The following is an 18,419-nucleotide window of genomic DNA, read 5'->3' as shown; positions in this document are numbered from 1 at the left end:
AGTCAACCACGAAGCATGTGTGGAAACCGCTGGCTGACGTCGGCGTGAGACGATGGCCGCGTGCTCACCCCGGAGCAGTACCTCGGCGCGATGGCCGAGCGCATCCAGCGGGCCGGCGGCCGGCTGCACACCGTGCCGATCGGCCCGGCCACGGCCGTCGCCGGGCTGTTCATCGAGTCGGTGCTGATGACGAAGATGAACTACTGCGTCATCGCCGCCGCCGTTCCCGAGGTCTCGGCCGCGGCGCTGTACGACTTCACCGGCCGCGCCACGCAGCACGCCCGCGCGAACCTGGTCGGCACCATGGGCTGGACGGCGACTTCGGTGGTCATCGCCGGGCTGGTCGGCGGCCGCGTGTACCCGGACGCGGCGCAGGCGGCGTCGGCGAAGTCGGGCAACCAGTTCGGCGGCGAGACGCGGATGGTCGCGGTCGACCTTTCGGCCGGGCAGCTGCACGCGTTCGTCGGCGGCAAGTTCTGGGGCGCCGCGATGCACGGGTCGATCAACGCCAAGCTGACGTACTGCTTCCCGCAGCCCGCCGAGGTCTACCAGCAGGTGCAGTGGCAGCAGGCGCAGCAGCAGCCCCAGCACCCGATGCCGCCGCCGGCGCCGCAGGTGCCGCCCCCGCCGGTCGTCGGCCCGCCACCACCGGGACACCAGCCGCAGCCGGGCCCGTACGGTTACTGACATGGTGCAGTTGCGCGGCTGGCCGTCGTTCCCCGAAGAACTTCCCGTGTTCACGCCGGAAACGGCCCCGCCGGACCCGCAGGCGCTGTTCGTCGAGTGGCTGACCGAGGCGGGCGAGCACGTGCTGGCCCCGCACGCCGTCACACTGTCCACAGTGGACGCGGATGGCGCGCCCGACGCGCGCGTGGTGATCCTCAAGGACGTCGGGCCGGCCGGCTGGGCGGTCGCGACCAGCTCGGAGAGCCCGAAGGGCCTGCAGCTGCGGAAAGACCCGCGCGCGGCGCTGACGTTCTTCTGGCCCGGCCGCGGCCGCCAGGTCCGGTTGCGCGGGCCGGTCTCCCCGGCCGCACCCGAGGTCTCCGCGGCGGACTTCCTCGCCCGGCCGCCGGCGTCCCGCGTCGAGGCGTTCATCGGGCACCAGTCCCAGGTGCTGCACGACCCGGCCGACCTGACCGCGGCGGCCGCGGAGGCGGAACGCTGGGTCGAAGAGAACCCGGACGTGGCCCCGGAAACCTGGACGCGGTACCTCGTCGACCCGGACGAGGTCGAGTTCTGGCAGGCGAGCCACGACCGGCGGCACGTCCGCCTGCGGTACCGGAAGTCGGGCGAGGGCTGGGTCCGCGAGCGCCTCTGGCCGTGACGAGCCGTTCGGGGGTATGCGCTCCCGGCCCGGGTGTGCGCATGATGCAGGCATGCGTTCGAAAATCCTGACCGCCGGGCTGGTCCTGGCGCTGACCGCTGCCCTCGGCGGGGTGGCCGACGCAGCTCCCGGGGGACGGCCGAAGCTGGCGGACCCGCACCCGTGCCCGGGCCAGCCGGGCTTCACGTGCTCGATCCTGACCGTCCCGCTCGACCACACCGGCCGCGTGCCGGGCACGATCGGCCTCCCGGTGGCGACGGCGGACAACGTGTCCGCGCCCAAGGGCGTGCTGCTGTTCCTCACCGGCGGCCCGGGCCAGGGCGGCGTCGGCACGATCACGCGCATCGCGAAGCAGCGGCTGCCGGAGGTCGCGAAGGACTACCGGATCGTCATGCTCGACCAGCGCGGTACCGGGCCGTCGGGGGCGCTGCAGTGCCCGGGCCTGCAGGCGCAGATGGGCAGTTCGGACATCGCCACGCCGTCACCCGACGCGGTCCGGGAGTGCGCGGCCATCCTCGGCCGGACGGCACCGCTGTATTCGACCGACCAGACCGTCGCCGACTTCGACCGGCTGCGGCAGGCTTTGGGCGTCCCGAAGCTGGTGGTCGACGGCGTCTCGTACGGCTCCTTCACGGCGGCGCGCTACGCGATCGCGCATCCGGACCACGTCAGCAAGGTGATCCTCGATTCGGTGCTGCCGCACCACGCGACGGCGTCGGCTTCGCTGTACCTGACCGGCTTGACGGCGGAGGCTCGCGTCCTGCGCGCGGCCTGCGCGGTGGCCCCGGCCTGCGGCTACGACCCGGCCGAGGACCTGGCGTGGGTGGTCCGCCACCGCAGCACGGCGGACGGCGTCCGGATCTTCGACACGGTGGTGTCGTACGAATTCCTGGACCCGACGTACCGCAACCCGGAAGCAGGCGACATCATCGGCGCCCTCCACGAAGCCCGCGGCGGCGCCCCAGCCCGCCTGAACGCCCTGCTGGAGGCCTACAAATCGGGCGGCGACGACCCGGCATCGTTCAGCGCCGGCCTCCACGCGGCGACACTGTGCGCCGACCAGCGCTTCCCGTGGGGCTCCGCGGCAACGCCGGCGGTACTCCGGCAGCCGTTGCTGTCGCTGACGGCCCACACGCTGCCGGCGTCGGCGACTTGGCCGTACACGACAGGAGTGGCGACGCAGCAGGGGTTCATCCAGAGCTGCCTGCCGTGGCCGGCGGAACGCCCGGGCTCGAACCCCGCCGGCCCGCTCCCGGACGTCCCGGTGCTGCTGCTCAACGGCGACCGCGACCTGTCGACGCCGATGGAGTGGGCGCGGGAGGAGGCGGCCCGGGCCCCGCGCGGCTCTCTGGTGATCGTGCCGGGCGAATCGCACTCGATCCAGAACCGGGAACGCGGCCACGCGGGCCGGGACGCGGTGCTCAGCTTCCTGCGGTGAGAGCGGCGAAGACCGCGTCCCGCACCTCGGCATCGGAGGGTGTCTCCCGCCGTTGTTCGACGGCGAGCTCGGCGAGGGACACCATGGTGACGTCGGCGAGCCCGCAGGCGGTGAAGCGGTGGAAGGCCGCCATGTCCGGGTCGACGTTGAGCGCGAAGCCGTGGCTGGTGACGCCCCGGCGGATCCGCATGCCGATCGAAGCGACTTTCCGGTGGTCCGGCGTCCAGACACCGGCGAGGCTGGAGGCCCCCTTCGGCGTGTCACGCCGGGTAGCCGGAAACCCGAGGCCCGCGAGGGCGTTCACCAGGCCGTTTTCCAGCCACCGCACGATGTCGACGGGACCGCGCGCCTTGACGTCGACGACGAGGTAGCCGACGAGCTGCCCGGGCCCGTGGTAGGTGGCGAACCCACCCCGGTCGACCTGCACGGCGGGCAGGTCGACCGGGAGGTCTGCGGGCTTGGTGCGCGGCCCGTAGGTGACGATCGGCGGGTGGCTCAGCAGGAACAGGCGGTCCTCGGCCAGGCCCTGCTGACGCTCCGCCACCCAGCTGTTCATGTCGGCGAGAGCTTGGTGGTATCCGACCTCACCGAGGTCGACCCGCTTCATCGGCCATGCCACGGTTTCAAGCTACGCCTGGCGTCCAGGTGACCGGCAGCTCGTGGACCCCGTAGATGTTCATGTCCGTCCGCAGCTTCACCTCCCCGGCCGGCACCGCGAGCGCCAGGTCCGGGAACCGGCGCAGCAGGCCGCCGAAGCCGGCGCGCATCTCGATGCGGGCCAGTTGCTGGCCCAGGCACTGGTGGACGCCGTGGCCGAACGAGAGCAGGCCGCGGGCGTTGCGGTGGATGTCGAGCGTGTCCGGGTTCTCGAAGCGCCGCGGGTCGTGGTTGGCGGCCAGCAGCGACACGACGACCGTCGAGCCCTTGGTGATGGTTTCCCCGCCGAGCTCGAGGTCCTCGGTCGCGTAGCGGAAGAAGATGTCGGCCACCGACAGGTAGCGCAGCAGCTCCTCCACCGCGCCGGGCAGCAGTTCCGCGTCCGCGCGCAGCTCGGCGGCCTGCTCCGGGTGCTCCAGCAGCGCGAACGTGCCCAGGGACAGCATGTTCGCCGTCGTCTCGTGGCCCGCGAGCAGCAGCAGGAACGCGGCGCCGGTGAGCTCCTCGATCGTCAGGTCGTCGTGGCGGGCCAGGTCGGAGAGGATGTCCTCGCCCGGCTCCGCGCGCTTGTTCGTGACCAGCTCGGTGAGGTAGGTGTTCAGCGCGATGTACGCGCCCATCTTCTCCTCGAGCGTCTGCTCGCGGACCATGAACTGCGCCGAGTCGGCCTGGAACGTGCCGCGGTCGGCGTAGGGCACCCCGAGCAGTTCGCAGATCACCAGCGACGGCACCGGGAGCGCGAACTCCTTGACCAGGTCGACCGGCGGAGCCAGCCGCGCCAGGTGGTCCAGCTGCCGCTCGACGACTTCGGCGATGTGCTCCTCCAGCTGCTTCATCCGCTTGACCGTGAAGGCGCCGGTGAGCTTGCGGCGCAGCCGGCTGTGGTCCGGCGGGTCCATCGCGATGAACATGCCCGGGATCTGCGGCGACGGCTCGGTCGCGGCCGGCATGCCGGTCTCGTACGGCACGTGGATGACGTCGAGGTCCAGGCGCGAGCTGAACCGCGTGTCCGCCATCATCTGCCGGACCTCTTCGTAGCCGGTGACGAGCCAGCCCTCGTGGCCGTCGGGGAACACCAGCGGGCTGACCGGACGAGCGTCGCGCAGCCGGGTGAGCGCGCTCGGCGGGTCGAAGGGGCCCGCGTCGCGGTCCATGGGGAGTCCGTGCGGGACGTCGACCGTCTGGCTCATCGGATTTCCTTTCGTGGTGGCTGTGCCGATGACGATCGCCGGGCGGGCTGACACGGGCCTGACACGCGTCGGACACCACCGTCCGTGGCAAGATCGGCCGGGTGCAGATCGGGATCCTGGGGCCCTTCGAAGTGCGCACGGACGATGGCGCCCTCGCCGAGGTGCCGGGCGCCCGCCTGCGGGGACTGCTGGTCGCCCTCGCGCTCGAACCGGGCCAGGTGGTCCCGAAGGGGACGCTCGTCGACTGGATCTGGGGCGAGCACCCGCCCGCCGAAGCGCCGAACGCCTTGCAGCGCCTGGTTTCCCGGCTGAGGAAGGCGCTGCCGGAGGGGGCGGTCGACAGCCGGCCGACCGGCTACCGGCTGGTGGTGGCTCCGGACGACGTCGACGCCGTGCGGTTCGAACGGCTCGTCGGCCAGGCCCGCACGGACGGCGATCCGCGGCGGCTGCGCGAGGCCCTCGCCCTCTGGCGCGGGCCGGCCTTGCAGGACGTCGAACTGCCGGAAAGCGCGGCCTTCGGCGCCGCCGTCACCCGGCTCGAAGGGTTGCGGCTCGCCGCACTGGAAGACCGGTTCGACGGCGAGGCCGGCGCGGAGCTCGTCCCCGAGCTGACCGACCTGGTGGCCGCGAACCCGATGCGGGAACGGCTCGTCGCCGCGTTGATGCGGGCCCTCGTCGCGAGCGGCCGCGACACCGAGGCGCTGCTCGTCTACGAGCGCACGCGGGAAACCCTGGCCGACTCCCTCGGCGTCGACCCGTCACCGGAACTGGCCGAAGTGCACGTCGCGCTGCTGCGCGGCGAGCTCGGCCGGCGCGAGGAGACCCGGAAGACCAACCTGCGCGAGGAGCTCACCAGCTACGTCGGCAAGGACGACGACCTCGCCGCGGTCCGCGAGCTCGTCGCCGGGCACCGGCTCACCACCCTGATCGGGCCGGGCGGCTCGGGGAAGACCCGGCAGGCCACGGAAACCGCGCGCACGCTGCTCGGCGACTTCCCGGACGGCGCGTGGCTGGTCGAACTCGCGGCGATCGGCACCGACGACGACGTCGCCCAGGCGACGCTCGGCGCGCTCAAGCTACGTGACTCGCTCGTCGGCGAAGCACCGGACGCCGAGCCGACGGACCGGGTCGTCGCCGCGCTGCGCGAGCGTTCGATGCTGCTGGTCCTGGACAACTGCGAGCACGTCATCGAGGCCGCGGCCGCGTTCGCGCACCGCGTGCTCGGGGAGTGCCGCGGGCTGCGGATCCTCGCGACGAGCCGGGAACCGCTCGGCATCACCGGCGAGGCGCTGTGGCAGGTCGCGCCGCTGGTCCTGCCCGCGGAAGACGCCGACCCCGCCGAAATCGAGGCCGCGCCCGCCGTCCGGCTGCTGCGGGACCGGGCCGGCGCGGTGCGCAAGGACCTCACGGCGGACGCCCGCACGCTGGCCCGCGTCTGCCGCGCGCTGGACGGGATGCCGCTGGCCATCGAACTCGCCGCGGCCCGCCTGCGCACGATGTCGCTCGACCAGCTCGCCCACCGGCTCGACGACCGGTTCCGCCTGCTCACCGGCGGCAGCCGCACCGCGCTCCCCCGCCACCGGACGTTGCGCGCGGTGATCGACTGGAGCTGGGAGCTGCTGTCCGACGCCGAACGCGTCGTGCTGCGCCGGCTTTCGGTGTTCTCCGGCGGCGCGAGCCTGGAAGCGGCCGAGCGGGTCTGCGGCGGCGGCGACGTGCTCGACCTGCTGACCTCGTTGACCGAGAAGTCGCTGGTCGTCATCGTCGGCGAGCGCTACCGGATGCTCGGCACGATCAAGGAGTACGCGCGGCAGCGGCTCGCGGAGGCGGGCGAGGCGGACCTCGCCCGCCGCGCGCACCTCGAGTTCTTCACCGAGCTCGCCGAAACCGCGGAGCCGCACCTGCGCCGTGCGGCGCAGCTGAGCTGGCTCGCGACGCTCGAAGCCGAGCACGAGAACATCACCGCGGCGATGCGCGGCGCACTCGCGGCAGGCGAGGCCGAGGCGTCGATGCGGCTCGCCGCGGCCGCCGGCTGGTACTGGTGGCTCGGCGGGCACCGCACCGAAGGCAACGAGCTGGTCCTGGCGGCCACCGCCGTCCCCGGCGAGGTCCCGGACGAGATCCGCGGCGTCGTCTACGCGTTCGTCGTCCAGTTCGTGGCGTCCGGCCAGCAGAGCGACGAGTTCCGCGCCGAGGAGTGGATCCGCAAGGCGCACGACATCGCCCGCCGGGTCGAAAAGCCACAGCTGGCGTTGCGGTTCGCCGAACCGCTGGAACGGCTGCTGCACGGACCGGAGGCGGCCCTGTCGGCGTTCGAACCGCTGCTCGCCGACGAAGACCCGTGGGTGCGCGCGGTGGCCCGGCTGCAGCTGGGCAAGATGCGCATCCAGCTCGGCCACGGCGGCCAGGAGGCGGACGCGCTCCTCGAAACGGCGGTCGCCGAGTTCCGCGCGCTCGGCGAGCGGTGGGGCATTTCCTTCGCGCTGACCGAGCTGGCGGACCGCATCGCCGCGCGTGGCGAGTTCGACGGCGCGTGCGAGTACTACGAGCAGGCGATCGAGGTGGTGACCGAGGTCGGCGCCATCGAGGACGTCGTGCGCATGCGATCCCGGCAGGCGCAGCTGTACTGGCTGATGGGCGACGAGGAGGCCAGCGCGGCGGCGTTGGCCGAAGCGCAGCAGCGCGCCGAACGCGTCGCCTGGCCGGACGCCCAGGCCGAGCTGGCGCTGGCCAAGGCGGAACTCGCGCGCTGGCGCGGCGACGCGGCGCAGGCACGTCACCAGCTCGCCGTCGCCACGGAGATGCTGGGCGAGGACGCGCAGCGGGCGACCATCCGGGCGGTGGCCGAGGACCTGCTCGGCTACCTGGCCGAGGACCTCGGCGAAGCCCGCGCCCACCGCGCGGCGGCGCTGGCCGCGGCGGCCGAAACGGGACACCCGCTCACGATCGCGCGCGGCCTGGTCGGGCTGGCGGACTGGGCGTCACGCACGGACCAGGACGCCCAGGCCGCCCGGCTGCTCGGGGCGAGCGCGGGCGTCCGAGGCCTGGCGGACCGTTCGCAACCGGACGTGACCCGGATCGAAGAGACCACCCGACGTCGCCTCGGCGACACGAAGTTCACCGAGGCGACGCGGGAGGGGGCGGCGGCGAGCTGGCGCGAGCTGGCCGACGTCACGCTCGCTTCTTGAAGGTCGACGAGGCCCACAGGTAGCCGACGACGGCGATCCCGGCGCACCAGCCGAGCGCGGCGAGCAGCGTGCCGGTGGCCGGCGACCCGTTGAGCAGGCCGCGCAGGGTCTCGATGATCGGCGTGAACGGCTGGTACTCGGCGAACTGCTTGAGGCCGGGGCCCATCTTGTCGGCAGGCACGATCGCGCTGCTGAAGAACGGCAGCATGACCAGCGGCACCGACGCCAGCCCCGCGGTTTCCGGGGTCTTCGCGGCCAGGCCCAGCGCGATCGTCAGCCAGCCGGTCGCGAACCCGAGGAGGACGACGAGGCCGGCCGCGCCGAGCCAGTCGAGGAAGCCGGCCGACGGGCTGAACCCCAGCAGGAAGGCGACGCCGAGCAGGGCCGCGATGGCGACCAGGTTGGTCAGCACGCTGGCGACGACGTGCCCGGTCAGCACGGCGCCGCGGGAGACGTCCATGACCTTGAAGCGGTTGATGATGCCCTTGGTCATGTCGGAGTTGACGGCGGTGGCGGTGGCACCGAGCCCGTAGCAGACGGCCAGCAGCATGAGCCCCGGCGTCGCGTAGTCGACGTAGTCCACGCCGACGCTGAACGCGTCACCGAACATGTAGACGAACATCAGCATGACGACGATCGGCATCAGGACGGCGTTGAAGACGGAGACCGGATTCCGGGCGATGTGCTTGAAGTTGCGGCGCAGCATCACGATTGAGTTCATTTCGCGGAAACCTCCGTGGCGTGGCCCGTCAGGGCGAGGAAGACGTCGTCGAGATCGGGGGTGTGGACGGAGAACTCGCCGGCGCTGAGCGCGTACTCGTCGAGTCTGTCCAAAAGGGAGCGGAGGGATTTCGTGCCACCATCGCTGGGAACGCGGAGGAAATCATCCTCCTTTGTGGACCCGGGCAGGATCCGCGCGGCGGCGTCGAGCTCGCCGTCGGTGGCGAACCGGAGCCGGACGTGGGTGCCGGGAATCCGGCGCTTGAGTTCAGCGGCGGTGCCCTCGGCCACGAGCCGCCCCTGGTCGAGCACGGCGATGCGGTCGGCGAGCTGGTCGGCTTCCTCGAGGTACTGGGTGGTGAGGAAGATGGTGACCCCGTCGGCGACGAGGTCGCGGATGATCGTCCACATGGTCCGCCGGCTACGCGGGTCGAGTCCGGTCGTCGGCTCGTCGAGGAAGATGATCCGCGGGTTGCCGACGAGCGTCATGGCGAGGTCGAGCTTCCGGCGCATGCCCCCGGAGTAGGTGGAGGCGGGCTTCTTGGCGGCCTCGGTGAGTTCGAAGCGTTCCAGCAGGTCGCCCACGGATTTTTTGTTGGCTTGCTTGCTGAGGTCAACCATGAGCTGCAGGTTTTCCTGCCCGGTGAGCAGCTCGTCAACGGCGGCGAACTGCCCGGTGACCCCGATGGCGGCCCGCACGGCCTTGGCCTGGGTGGTCAGGTCGTGCCCGGCCACGCGGACGCTGCCGGCGTCGGCCTTGATCAGCGTGCTGAGGATGTTGACGGTGGTGGTCTTGCCGGCGCCGTTGGGGCCGAGCAGGGAGAAGATGGTGCCCGCTTCGACCTCGAGGCCCACCCCGTCGAGGACGGTTTTGTCTTGGTAGGCCTTCCGCAGTCCGGAGGCCTTGATCGCCAGGTCTGTCATGGGAAGGACCTTCGAGGGAAGGCCTGACACCGACCTGACACGGGTCTGACTTCGGTGTGGAGCTGAGGGGAATCGAACCCCTGACCCCCGCCTTGCAAAGGCGGTGCTCTACCAATTGAGCTACAGCCCCGGACGCGGGCGGCGCACCGCCCGCGCAGGAGATCAGTTGTGGGAAGCGCCCGCCGGCTTGGCGGGGGTGGTGCCGTTGGTCGAAGGAACCGGAGCGGTCGCCTCACGCCAGAGGTCGGCTTCGGCCTTGGCCGCCTTGTTGCGCTTGACGACGAACAGGACGCCGCCCGCGATGACCGCGAGTGCCAGCAGCTTCTTCACCGAAGCCCCCTTCTCAGCTTGCTTCCCTTACCCCGCGATGTTACTGCACCGGGGTGGAGCTGGTGGCAGGCAGTCGTGGTTCCACGTGGAACCACTGGTAACGCACGTCACACGGGCCGGGAAATACCGGGTCGAGTGGTCTCGTTGTACTGACTGGTCGGTGTGCCCACCGTGTCCCCCGGGCCTCACCCCATCGCCTTCGCGGAGTTCCGTCAGGCTGGAGCCGCGATGAGCCACTCGCCGAGAGGCGACCGTGCGGCGCGCCGACCGTACCTGCTCAGCCCTGCCGGCCTTTCTCTTCCCGGCAGGGCTGACCTGTATCCGGGGCCCGTGCCTTCAACAAATCGCGAATGCCCACGACGACCTTCCGGCCCCAGAGGATCGAAGCCAGGATCACCCCGGCTATCCCACCGCCGACCAGCGAGATCGCGGGCCAGTTCTGCTTCCACCACGTTCCCAGCTGCTGCGGTACCGAGCCGCTCACGCTGACCTTGGTGATGAACGTGCTCGTCTCCCGCGACTTGTCCCCGATGGCGATCACCTCACCGCTGTCCTCGGCGATGACAGCCGGCTGCAGCGCCAAGACGAGATCGTGATCACCGGTCTCGTCGGCGGTGACACGCCACGACCAGTTCAGGACGCCCACCGGGTTGAATTGTCTTGCGGTCCAATCATCGGGATCCACGGTCAGCGTTCCGTCGCCGGACAGGCGGGCATTCAAGACGCAACGGACCGCGATCCGGGTTCCGACCGCAGAAGGCGCAGGAATGACCTCCGTAGGGGGAGCCGGCTGGTCACGCACGTCGACAGCGGCGACATAAACACCGGAAGTACCGACTTTCAGCTCCAGCGTCTTGGGGTAGTCGACCTGTCCGGTCCGCCACGCCGAAGCGTCGCCCGGCGCCCCACCGGGCTTGTGGATGCATTCCTTTACGAAAGTCGCCAGCGCGGGATCCGCAGGCGGCGGCGACTGGGGTACCCCTGGGTCGGGACTCCGCGGGGGAGTTATCGGATCTCGGGTATCCAGCGACGCGGTGGGCTCTTCGGACGTGGGACGAGGGGATCCCACCGTCGGCGGCGCCCCCTCGTAGCCGCGCGGCGACGACCAAAAAATCGTGATCAAGAACAGCAAGGCAGAACCGATAACCACAAGACAACCGATCCGGCGCGTTCGTGTCCTGTGCGCTGGGGGGCTCGGCCGTTCGCCAAGAGGATCCATCGTCTCCCACCCGCCTCGACTTTGGCCCTACTGACGTCCAGCAGGGCAGTCCTGTTACAGGTACGGCGAGCAGAGGGACAAATACGACCGGCAAGGGTGGCCCTCGCAGTACCTGGATCGCCAGGATCTCCCGGACGTCCAGCACGCCTGTCAGCCTGTTCGAATGACGGAAAAACAATTCACTGCTCACGCAGATCTTTTCGATCTGAGCGGGAAATCCGCACTCGTCACGGGCGGCACCAAAGGCATCGGCATGATGATCGCGCGCGGCCTTCTGCAGGCGGGCGCCCGGGTCGTCATCAGCTCACGCAAGGCAGACACATGCGCCGAGGCGCAGCAGCTGCTGTCCGAATTCGGCGACGTCGACGCAATCCCCGCCGACCTGTCCCGGCACGACGAGTGCCGGCGCCTCGCCGATCTCGTCATGGCCGGCTCGGAACGCCTGGACATCCTCGTCAACAACGCAGGCGCGATGTGGCGCGAGCCGCTGGAGACGTTCCCGGACGAGGCGTGGGACGAAGTGATCGACCTCAACCTCAAGTCGCCGTTCTGGCTGGTGCAAGCCCTGCTGCCCGCCCTTCGCCGGGCGGGGACCGCCGATGATCCCGCGCGGATCATCAACATCGGCAGCATCGCCGCCATCCACGTCGCCGAGTCGCCCAACTACTCCTACGCCGGCAGCAAAGCGGGACTCCACCAGCTCACCCGGGTGCTGGCCAGGGAACTGGGCCCCCAGCACATCACGGTGAACGCGGTGGCCCCAGGACCGTTCCCGTCGCACATGATGGCGGCCACGCTCGAGGCCGTCGGTGACACGATCGCGGCGAAGGCTCCGCTGCGCCGGCTCGGCCGTGACGACGACATGGCCGGGGTCGCCGTGTTCCTCGCCGGCCGGGGCGGGTCCTACCTCACGGGCGCCATCATCCCGGTCGACGGGGGCATCGCCACGACGGCGACAGGTACCTAGCAGGAACTACGGTGACGAGGTGACCACAATCGATCTGCGCACCGAAATCAAGGAATTCCTGAGCTCACGTCGTGCGCGGATCACGCCCGAGCAGGCCGGACTGCCCGCCTACGGTGGCAATCGCCGAGTCAAGGGGCTGCGTCGCGAAGAGGTGGCTCTCCTGGCCGGCGTATCGGTCGACTACTACGTGCGGATGGAGCGCGGCAGCCTCGCCGGCACCTCCGACGGGGTGCTCGACGCGTTGGCCGCCGCCTTGCAGCTCGACGAGGCCGAGCGCGATCACCTGTTCCACCTCGCGCGGCAGTCCGGAGTTCCACGCCGGCGGCGACCCGCCGCGGCCGTGCGTCCGGCGCTCCAGCAGGTGCTCGACGCCATCACCGATGCGCCGGCGTGGATTTGCAACGGTCGTTACGACGTCCTGGCCACGAACCACCTTGCCCGCGCGCTCTATTCACCGGTGCTGGCCGACACACGACGGCCGGCGAACACCGCGCGGTTCGTGTACCTGGATCCTGAAGCGGCAGAAACGTTCTTCGTCGACTACGACCGGATCGCCGCCGACGTGGCCGCGAAGCTCCGCATGGAAGCCGGCCGCAATCCGCACGACGAGGCGCTGATCGCCCTGGTCGGTGAGTTGTCGACCCGCAGTGAACTTTTCCGCCAGCGGTGGGCCTCCCACGACGTCCGGCTCCACCGGTCCGGACGCAAGCGCCTGCACCACCCGGTGGTGGGCCGACTCGACCTGGACGTCGAGTCGATGGAGCTGCCCGCCGAACCCGGCCTGCTCCTCAACGTCTACACCGCACCCACCGGCACGGCGGCGGCGGACGGCCTGGCGCTGTTGGCGTCGTGGGCGGCCGGCCAGGAGAAGGCTCAGCCGAGACCGTCCTGAACCGGGTAGATCGCGCAAAAGCCCGGTTCGCACATCGCGAACCGGGCTTTTGTTCGAGTGGGCCTACCAGGACTTGAACCTGGGACCTCTTCGTTATCAGCGAAGCGCTCTAACCGCCTGAGCTATAGGCCCTTGAACGAGGAGAACTTTACAGGACCCCCGAAGGGGCCCTGCAACCGGGTCACTCCCGTTCCGACAGGGTGACCTCCAGGCCTCCCGCGAGGTCCGCCGACACGTTGTAGATGAACGCGCTCACCGTCGCCAGGGCCGACACCAGGACGATGTTGATCGCTCCCAGGATCGCCGCGATGCCGAACACGCGGCCCGCGCTGATCAGCGGCTCCGAGGACGCGTTCGCGCCTTCGCCGCCGACCAGGGACGAGTACGTTCCGTTCAGCTTGTCCCACACGCCCATGCCGTCGAGCACCGTGTACAGGACGCCGACCGCCACCAGCCAGACGAAGAACATCGCCACGCCCAGTACCAGGGACAGCTTCAGCACCGACCACGGGTCGAACCGCTTCACCTGCAGGGACGCGCGGCGCGGGCCGCGGCCCGGGCGGCGCAGCGCGCTCGGGCGGGCTCGCTGCGTCGATGCCGGGGGGACGTCGCCGGCCGGGGGTGGGTTGTCCGAGGCTCCGAACAGGCGGGGGGCGGCGCTGCCCGTCACCACCGCGGGGGCGGGCTGCACCTCCTCCGTGGCCAGCTTGACCGTCGCTTCGGCGTCGCCTTCCTTGTCTACCCGCTGCCAGGGCGGGCTCGCCGGCGTTCCGTTCGAACCCGCTGCCTCGGGATTCTCGGATGGTGTCACGAAGAGTCAGTCCTTACCCGTGCCGTGGGGGCGCTGTCCGTAGCCGAACTTACTGCGCCGTTGTCTCTTCACCCGTTTCAGGTGCTTCCGGAGCCGGAGCGTCCTCGGGCGCTTCACCATTGGCGACGTCCGAGGGCTCGTCCGCGTTGCGTGCGACCGCGAGAAGAGTGGTGCCTTCGCCGAGATTCATCAGCCTGACCCCCTTCGTCTGCCGCCCGGCCTTGCGGACGTCGCCCGCCGGCGTGCGGATCACGCCGCCGCTCGAGGTGATCGCGTACAGCTCGTCCTCGGCGTCGACGATGAGCGCACCCACCAGCCTGCCACGTTTGCGGTCGTGCTGAATGGTGAGCACGCCCTTGCCGCCGCGGCCCTGGACCGGGTAGTCCTCGATCGCCGTGCGCTTGGCGTACCCGCCGTCGGTCGCGACCAGCAGGAACTTGCCCTCCTTGACCACGCTGATGCCGAGCAGCTCGTCGCCGTCGTTGAAGCGCATGCCCATCACGCCGGACGTCGGGCGGCCCATCGGGCGCAGGGCCTCGTCCGTCGCGTGGAAGCGGATCGACTGGCCCTCCGCCGACACCAGCAGCAGGTCGTCCTCGGCCGCCGCCAGCACCGCGCCGACCAGCTCGTCGCCCTCGCGCAGGTTGATCGCGATCAGGCCGCCCGAGCGGTTGGAGTCGAAGTCCGTGAGCTTGGTCTTCTTCACCAGGCCGCGCTTGGTGGCGAGCACCAGGTACGGCGCGACCTCGTAGTTCTTGATCTCGATGACCTGGGCGATCTGCTCGTCCGGCTGGAACGCCATCAGGTTCGCCACGTGCTGGCCGCGCGCGTTGCGGTTGGCCTCCGGCAGCTCGTACGCCTTCGTCCGGTACACCCGGCCCTTGTTCGTGAAGAACAGGATCCAGTCGTGCGTCGAGCAGACGAAGAAGTGCTGGACGATGTCGTCCTGCTTCAGCGTCGCGCCCTGCACGCCCTTGCCGCCGCGCTTCTGGGACCGGTACAGATCCGTTTTCGTCCGCTTGGCGTACCCCGTGCGGGTGATCGTGACGACGACGTCCTCGACCGCGATCAGCTCTTCGTCGGTGACGTCGCCGCCGAAGCCGACGATCTGGGTGCGCCGGTCGTCGCCGTACTTCTCGACGATCGCCATCAGCTCGTCGCGGATCAGCGCGCGCTGCCGCTCCGGCTTGTCGAGGATGTCCTTCAGGTCGGCGATCTCGAGCTCGATCTCGGCCAGCTGGTCGATGATCCGCTGGCGCTCCAGGGCGGCCAGGCGGCGCAGCTGCATGTCGAGGATCGCGGTGGCCTGGATCTCGTCGACGTCCAGCAGCTCCATCAGGGCCGGCCGGGCTTCGTCCGCCGAGGGCGACCGCCGGATGAGGGCGATGACCTCGTCGAGCATGTCCAGCGCCTTGACGTACCCGCGCAGGATGTGGGCCCGCTCTTCGGCCTTCTTCAGGCGGAACTTCGTCCGCCGGACGATGACGTCGACCTGGTGCTTCACGTAGTGGCGGATGATCTGGTCGAGCCGCAGCGTGCGCGGCACGCCGTCGACCAGGGCCAGCATGTTGACGCCGAAGTTCTGCTGCAGCTGGGTGTGCTTGAACAGGTTGTTCAGCACGACCTTCGCGACCGCGTCCCGCTTGATCGTGATCACGATCCGCATGCCGGAGCGGCTGTTGGACTCGTCGGCGATGTCGGCGATGCCGGTGAGCTTGCCGTCGCGGACCAGGTTCGCGATGTTCTCGACCAGGTTGTCCGGGTTGACCTGGTACGGCAGCTCGGACACGACCAGGATCGTGCGGCCCTTCGCGTCCTCTTCGACCTCGACGACCGCGCGCATCCGGACCGAGCCGCGGCCGGTGCGGTAGGCGTCCTCGATGCCGGACGTGCCGAGGATCATCGCCTTCGTCGGGAAGTCCGGGCCCTTGATCCGGACCAGCAGGGCGGCCAGCAGCTCGTCGTCGGTCGCCTCGGGGTTCTCCAGCGCCCAGACGACGCCCTCGGAGACCTCGCGCAGGTTGTGCGGCGGGATGTTCGTCGCCATCCCGACCGCGATCCCGGAACCGCCGTTGACCAGCAGGTTCGGGAACCGCGACGGCAGGACGTCGGGCTCCTGCGTCCGGCCGTCGTAGTTGTCCGAGAAGTCGACGGTGTCTTCTTCGATGTCGGCCAGCATCTGCATGGCCAGCGGCGCGAGCCGGGACTCGGTGTACCGCATGGCGGCCGCGGGGTCGTTGCCCGGCGAGCCGAAGTTGCCCTGGCCGTCGATCAGCGGGTACCGCATCGACCACGGCTGGGCGAGCCGCACCAGGGCGTCGTAGATCGCCGAGTCACCGTGCGGGTGGTAGTTGCCCATGACGTCGCCGACGACGCGCGAGCACTTGTTGTACCCGCGGTCCGGCCGGAACCCGGAGTCGAACATCGAGTACAGGACCCGCCGGTGCACCGGCTTGAGCCCGTCCCGGACGTCCGGCAGCGCGCGCGACACGATGACGCTCATCGCGTAGTCGATGTAGGAGCGCTGCATCTCCTGCTGGATGTCGACCGGTTCGATCCGGTCGTGGTCCGGAGCCGGCGGCAGAGTTTCCGTCATGGAGTCCTTCTCGGGTGCGGAGGCCTAAGGGGGCGAAGAGCGAGGGACGCCTACACGTCCAGGAAGCGCACGTCCTTGGCGTTGCGCGTGATGAACGAGCGGCGGGCCTCGACGTCCTCGCCCATCAGGACCGAGAACAGCTCGTCGGCCTGGGCGGCGTCGTCGAGGGTGACCTGGCCCAGCAGCCGGTTGGCCGGGTCCATCGTGGTCTCCCACAGCTCCTCGGCGTTCATCTCGCCGAGACCCTTGTAGCGCTGGATCGCGTCGTCCTTCGGGAGCCGCTTGCCGGCCTCGACGCCCGCCTGGATGACGGCGTCGCGCTCGCGGTCGGAGTAGGCGTACTCCGGCTCGGCCCGCGGCCACTTGATCTTGTACAGCGGCGGCCGCGAGAGGAAGACGTGGCCGTGCTCGATCAGCGGCGTCATGAACCGGAACAGCAGGGTGAGCAGCAGCGTGGTGATGTGCTGGCCGTCGACGTCGGCGTCCGCCATCAGCACGATCTTGTGGTAGCGCAGCTTCGCGATGTCGAACTCGTCGTGGATGCCGGTGCCGAGCGCGGTGATCAGCGACTGGACCTCGGTGTTCTTGAGGACGCGGTCGATGCGGGCCTTCTCGACGTTGATGATCTTGCCGCGGATCGGCAGGATCGCCTGGTACATCGAGTCCCGGCCCTCCTTGGCCGAGCCGCCGGCCGAGTCACCCTCGACGATGTAGAGCTCGCACTCCGCCGGGTTGGTCGACCGGCAGTCCTTCAGCTTGCCGGGCAGGCCGCCGATCTCCAGCGCACCCTTGCGGCGGACCAGGTCACGCGCCTTGCGCGCGGCCATCCGGGCCTGCGCCGAGGAGATCGACTTGTTGATGATCGTCTTCGCCTCGGTCGGGTTGCGCTCGAACCAGTCGGCCAGCCACTCGTTCGACGTCTGCTGCACGAACGTCTTGGCCTCGCTGTTGCCCAGCTTGGTCTTGGTCTGGCCCTCGAACTGGGGCTCCGCCAGCTTGATCGAGACGATCGCGGCGAGGCCCTCGCGCACGTCGTCGCCGGTCAGGTTGGCGTCCTTCTCCTTGAGCAGCTTCTTGTCGCGCGCGTAGGAGTTGACGACGCGGGTCAGCGCGGCGCGGAAGCCCTCTTCGTGGGTGCCGCCCTCGTGCGTGTTGATCGTGTTGGCGAACGTGTACACCGACGGCGTGAACCCGGTGTTCCACTGCATCGCGACCTCGACCTCGAGGCCGGTGCCCTTGGCGTCGAAGGAGATGACGCTGGGGTGGATCGGGTCCTTGCTGCCGTTGATGTGCTTGACGAAGTCCTCGAGCCCGCCCGGGTAGCAGTAGGTCTTCTCCTTGACCCGCGCGACCTTGCCCTCGGCGTCCGCTTCGGCCTCTTCGTCGGCGACGCGCTCGTCGCGCAGGGACAGCGTCAGCCCCTTGTTCAGGAACGCCATCTCCTGAAGCCGGCGCGAGATGGTCTCGAAGTTGTACGTCGTGGTCTCGAAGATGTCGCCGTCGGCCCAGAACGTGATCGTGGTGCCGGTCTCGCTCGCCGGGCCGAGGTCCTCGAGCGGGCCGGGGACCTGGTCGGTGTACTCCTGGCGCCAGCTGCGGCCGCCGTACTTGACCTCGGCGAGCAGCTTCTTCGAGAGCGCGTTCACCACCGAGACGCCGACGCCGTGCAGGCCGCCGGACACCGCGTAGGAGTCGCTGTCGAACTTGCCGCCCGCGTGCAGCACGGTGAGCACGACCTCGAGGGTCGGCTTCTGCTCCTTGGGGTGCATGTCGACCGGGATGCCGCGGCCGTCGTCGACGACGCGCACCCCGCCGTCGGCGAGGAGGGTAACCTCGACCTTGGTGGCGTACCCCGCCATCGCCTCGTCGACGGAGTTGTCGACGACCTCCTGGACGAGGTGGTGCAGCCCGCGTTCACCGGTGGAACCGATGTACATGCCGGGGCGCTTGCGGACCGCTTCGAGGCCTTCGAGCACCGTGATCGACGACGCGTTGTACTCGCTCTTGTTCTCGGTCACCGGCGTTGTTTCTCCTCGTCTCGCCCGAGCGGACGCTCGCTCTCCTCCAGTGTACTTGGCCGCGTCCGCTGACATGCGGCAAGGACACCCCTGAACGCGTCACAGACGGACGAAATCGGTTCGAGCCGAGTCTTGACGTATC

Annotated in this window: 15 protein-coding genes and 2 tRNA genes; 6 read left to right on the top strand and 11 right to left on the bottom strand. The window is 70.0% G+C overall.

Annotation, left to right across the window (positions count from 1 at the left end):
• Nucleotides 1-60: 60 nt before the first annotated feature.
• Genes AB0J55_RS08330 through AB0J55_RS08320 form a run of 3 tightly spaced genes read left to right on the top strand, consistent with a single transcriptional unit; the run spans nucleotide 61 to nucleotide 2,765 of the window.
• On the top strand, nucleotides 61-687 hold the full coding sequence (locus AB0J55_RS08330; RefSeq protein WP_364244592.1) for a hypothetical protein: 627 nt from the start codon (nucleotides 61-63) through the stop codon (nucleotides 685-687).
• A 1-nt stretch (nucleotide 688) separates the two neighbouring features.
• The gene (locus AB0J55_RS08325) at nucleotides 689-1,327 is read left to right on the top strand and encodes a pyridoxal 5'-phosphate synthase (protein ID WP_364244589.1); all 639 of its coding nucleotides are present in this window, start codon (nucleotides 689-691) and stop codon (nucleotides 1,325-1,327) included.
• Between the two features lie 52 nt (nucleotides 1,328-1,379).
• Nucleotides 1,380-2,765, top strand: coding sequence for an alpha/beta fold hydrolase (locus AB0J55_RS08320; protein ID WP_364244586.1), 1,386 nt, complete (start codon nucleotides 1,380-1,382; stop codon nucleotides 2,763-2,765).
• On the opposite strand, the gene lipB is transcribed toward AB0J55_RS08320, so the two are convergent.
• Nucleotides 2,749-3,384, bottom strand: coding sequence for a lipoyl(octanoyl) transferase LipB (gene lipB, locus AB0J55_RS08315; protein ID WP_364244583.1), 636 nt, complete (start codon nucleotides 3,382-3,384; stop codon nucleotides 2,749-2,751). The two genes, AB0J55_RS08320 and lipB, sit on opposite strands and share 17 nt — an antisense overlap.
• A gap of 4 nt (nucleotides 3,385-3,388) precedes the next feature.
• Nucleotides 3,389-4,612, bottom strand: a complete 1,224-nt coding sequence (locus tag AB0J55_RS08310) for a cytochrome P450 (protein WP_364244581.1) — start codon at nucleotides 4,610-4,612, stop codon at nucleotides 3,389-3,391.
• Between the two features lie 101 nt (nucleotides 4,613-4,713).
• On the opposite strand from AB0J55_RS08310, the gene AB0J55_RS08305 reads away from it, so the two are divergent.
• Nucleotides 4,714-7,800 (top strand): BTAD domain-containing putative transcriptional regulator, encoded by a 3,087-nt coding sequence (locus AB0J55_RS08305; protein ID WP_364244579.1) that lies wholly within the window; start codon nucleotides 4,714-4,716, stop codon nucleotides 7,798-7,800.
• On the opposite strand, the gene AB0J55_RS08300 is transcribed toward AB0J55_RS08305, so the two are convergent.
• From AB0J55_RS08300 to AB0J55_RS08280, 5 genes are all read right to left on the bottom strand, one after another.
• A complete protein-coding gene (locus tag AB0J55_RS08300) occupies nucleotides 7,784-8,521 on the bottom strand; it encodes an ABC transporter permease (protein ID WP_364244576.1) in 738 nt (245 codons plus the stop codon). The genes AB0J55_RS08305 and AB0J55_RS08300 overlap by 17 nt on opposite strands.
• On the bottom strand, nucleotides 8,518-9,444 hold the full coding sequence (locus AB0J55_RS08295) for an ATP-binding cassette domain-containing protein (RefSeq protein WP_364244573.1): 927 nt from the start codon (nucleotides 9,442-9,444) through the stop codon (nucleotides 8,518-8,520). Before AB0J55_RS08295 ends, AB0J55_RS08300 begins: the two co-directional genes overlap by 4 nt.
• 57 nt (nucleotides 9,445-9,501) lie before the next feature.
• Nucleotides 9,502-9,574 (bottom strand) — tRNA-Ala (locus AB0J55_RS08290).
• A gap of 32 nt (nucleotides 9,575-9,606) precedes the next feature.
• A complete protein-coding gene (locus AB0J55_RS08285) occupies nucleotides 9,607-9,774 on the bottom strand; it encodes a DLW-39 family protein (RefSeq protein WP_003100602.1) in 168 nt (55 codons plus the stop codon).
• Nucleotides 9,775-10,051: 277 nt separating this feature from the next.
• Complete coding sequence (locus tag AB0J55_RS08280) at nucleotides 10,052-10,906, bottom strand: hypothetical protein (RefSeq protein WP_364244571.1); 855 nt, start codon at nucleotides 10,904-10,906, stop codon at nucleotides 10,052-10,054.
• A gap of 250 nt (nucleotides 10,907-11,156) precedes the next feature.
• Between AB0J55_RS08280 and AB0J55_RS08275 the strand changes: the two genes are divergently transcribed.
• Together AB0J55_RS08275 and AB0J55_RS08270 are read left to right on the top strand one after the other, a co-directional pair.
• Entirely contained in the window at nucleotides 11,157-11,960 is an 804-nt protein-coding gene (locus AB0J55_RS08275; RefSeq protein WP_364244569.1) for an SDR family oxidoreductase, read from the top strand.
• A 19-nt stretch (nucleotides 11,961-11,979) separates the two neighbouring features.
• Complete coding sequence (locus tag AB0J55_RS08270) at nucleotides 11,980-12,852, top strand: helix-turn-helix domain-containing protein (protein ID WP_364244566.1); 873 nt, start codon at nucleotides 11,980-11,982, stop codon at nucleotides 12,850-12,852.
• Nucleotides 12,853-12,910: 58 nt separating this feature from the next.
• Here AB0J55_RS08270 and AB0J55_RS08265 read toward each other — a convergent pair.
• The 4 genes from AB0J55_RS08265 to gyrB all read right to left on the bottom strand — a co-directional run bounded on the left by AB0J55_RS08265 (nucleotide 12,911) and on the right by gyrB (nucleotide 18,277).
• Nucleotides 12,911-12,984: transfer RNA gene (locus AB0J55_RS08265), tRNA-Ile, on the bottom strand.
• Nucleotides 12,985-13,033: 49 nt separating this feature from the next.
• Nucleotides 13,034-13,663 (bottom strand): DUF3566 domain-containing protein, encoded by a 630-nt coding sequence (locus AB0J55_RS08260; RefSeq protein ID WP_364244563.1) that lies wholly within the window; start codon nucleotides 13,661-13,663, stop codon nucleotides 13,034-13,036.
• 49 nt (nucleotides 13,664-13,712) lie between these two features.
• Nucleotides 13,713-16,259 (bottom strand): DNA gyrase subunit A, encoded by a 2,547-nt coding sequence (gyrA, locus tag AB0J55_RS08255; protein ID WP_364244560.1) that lies wholly within the window; start codon nucleotides 16,257-16,259, stop codon nucleotides 13,713-13,715.
• A 50-nt stretch (nucleotides 16,260-16,309) separates the two neighbouring features.
• Entirely contained in the window at nucleotides 16,310-18,277 is a 1,968-nt protein-coding gene (gyrB, locus tag AB0J55_RS08250; protein ID WP_364244557.1) for a DNA topoisomerase (ATP-hydrolyzing) subunit B, read from the bottom strand.
• Nucleotides 18,278-18,419 lie beyond the last annotated feature (142 nt).

The organism is Amycolatopsis sp. NPDC049688, assembly GCF_040674975.1.
Lineage (GTDB): Bacteria > Actinomycetota > Actinomycetes > Mycobacteriales > Pseudonocardiaceae > Amycolatopsis.
This window is presented reverse-complemented; position numbering and strand designations above follow the sequence as displayed.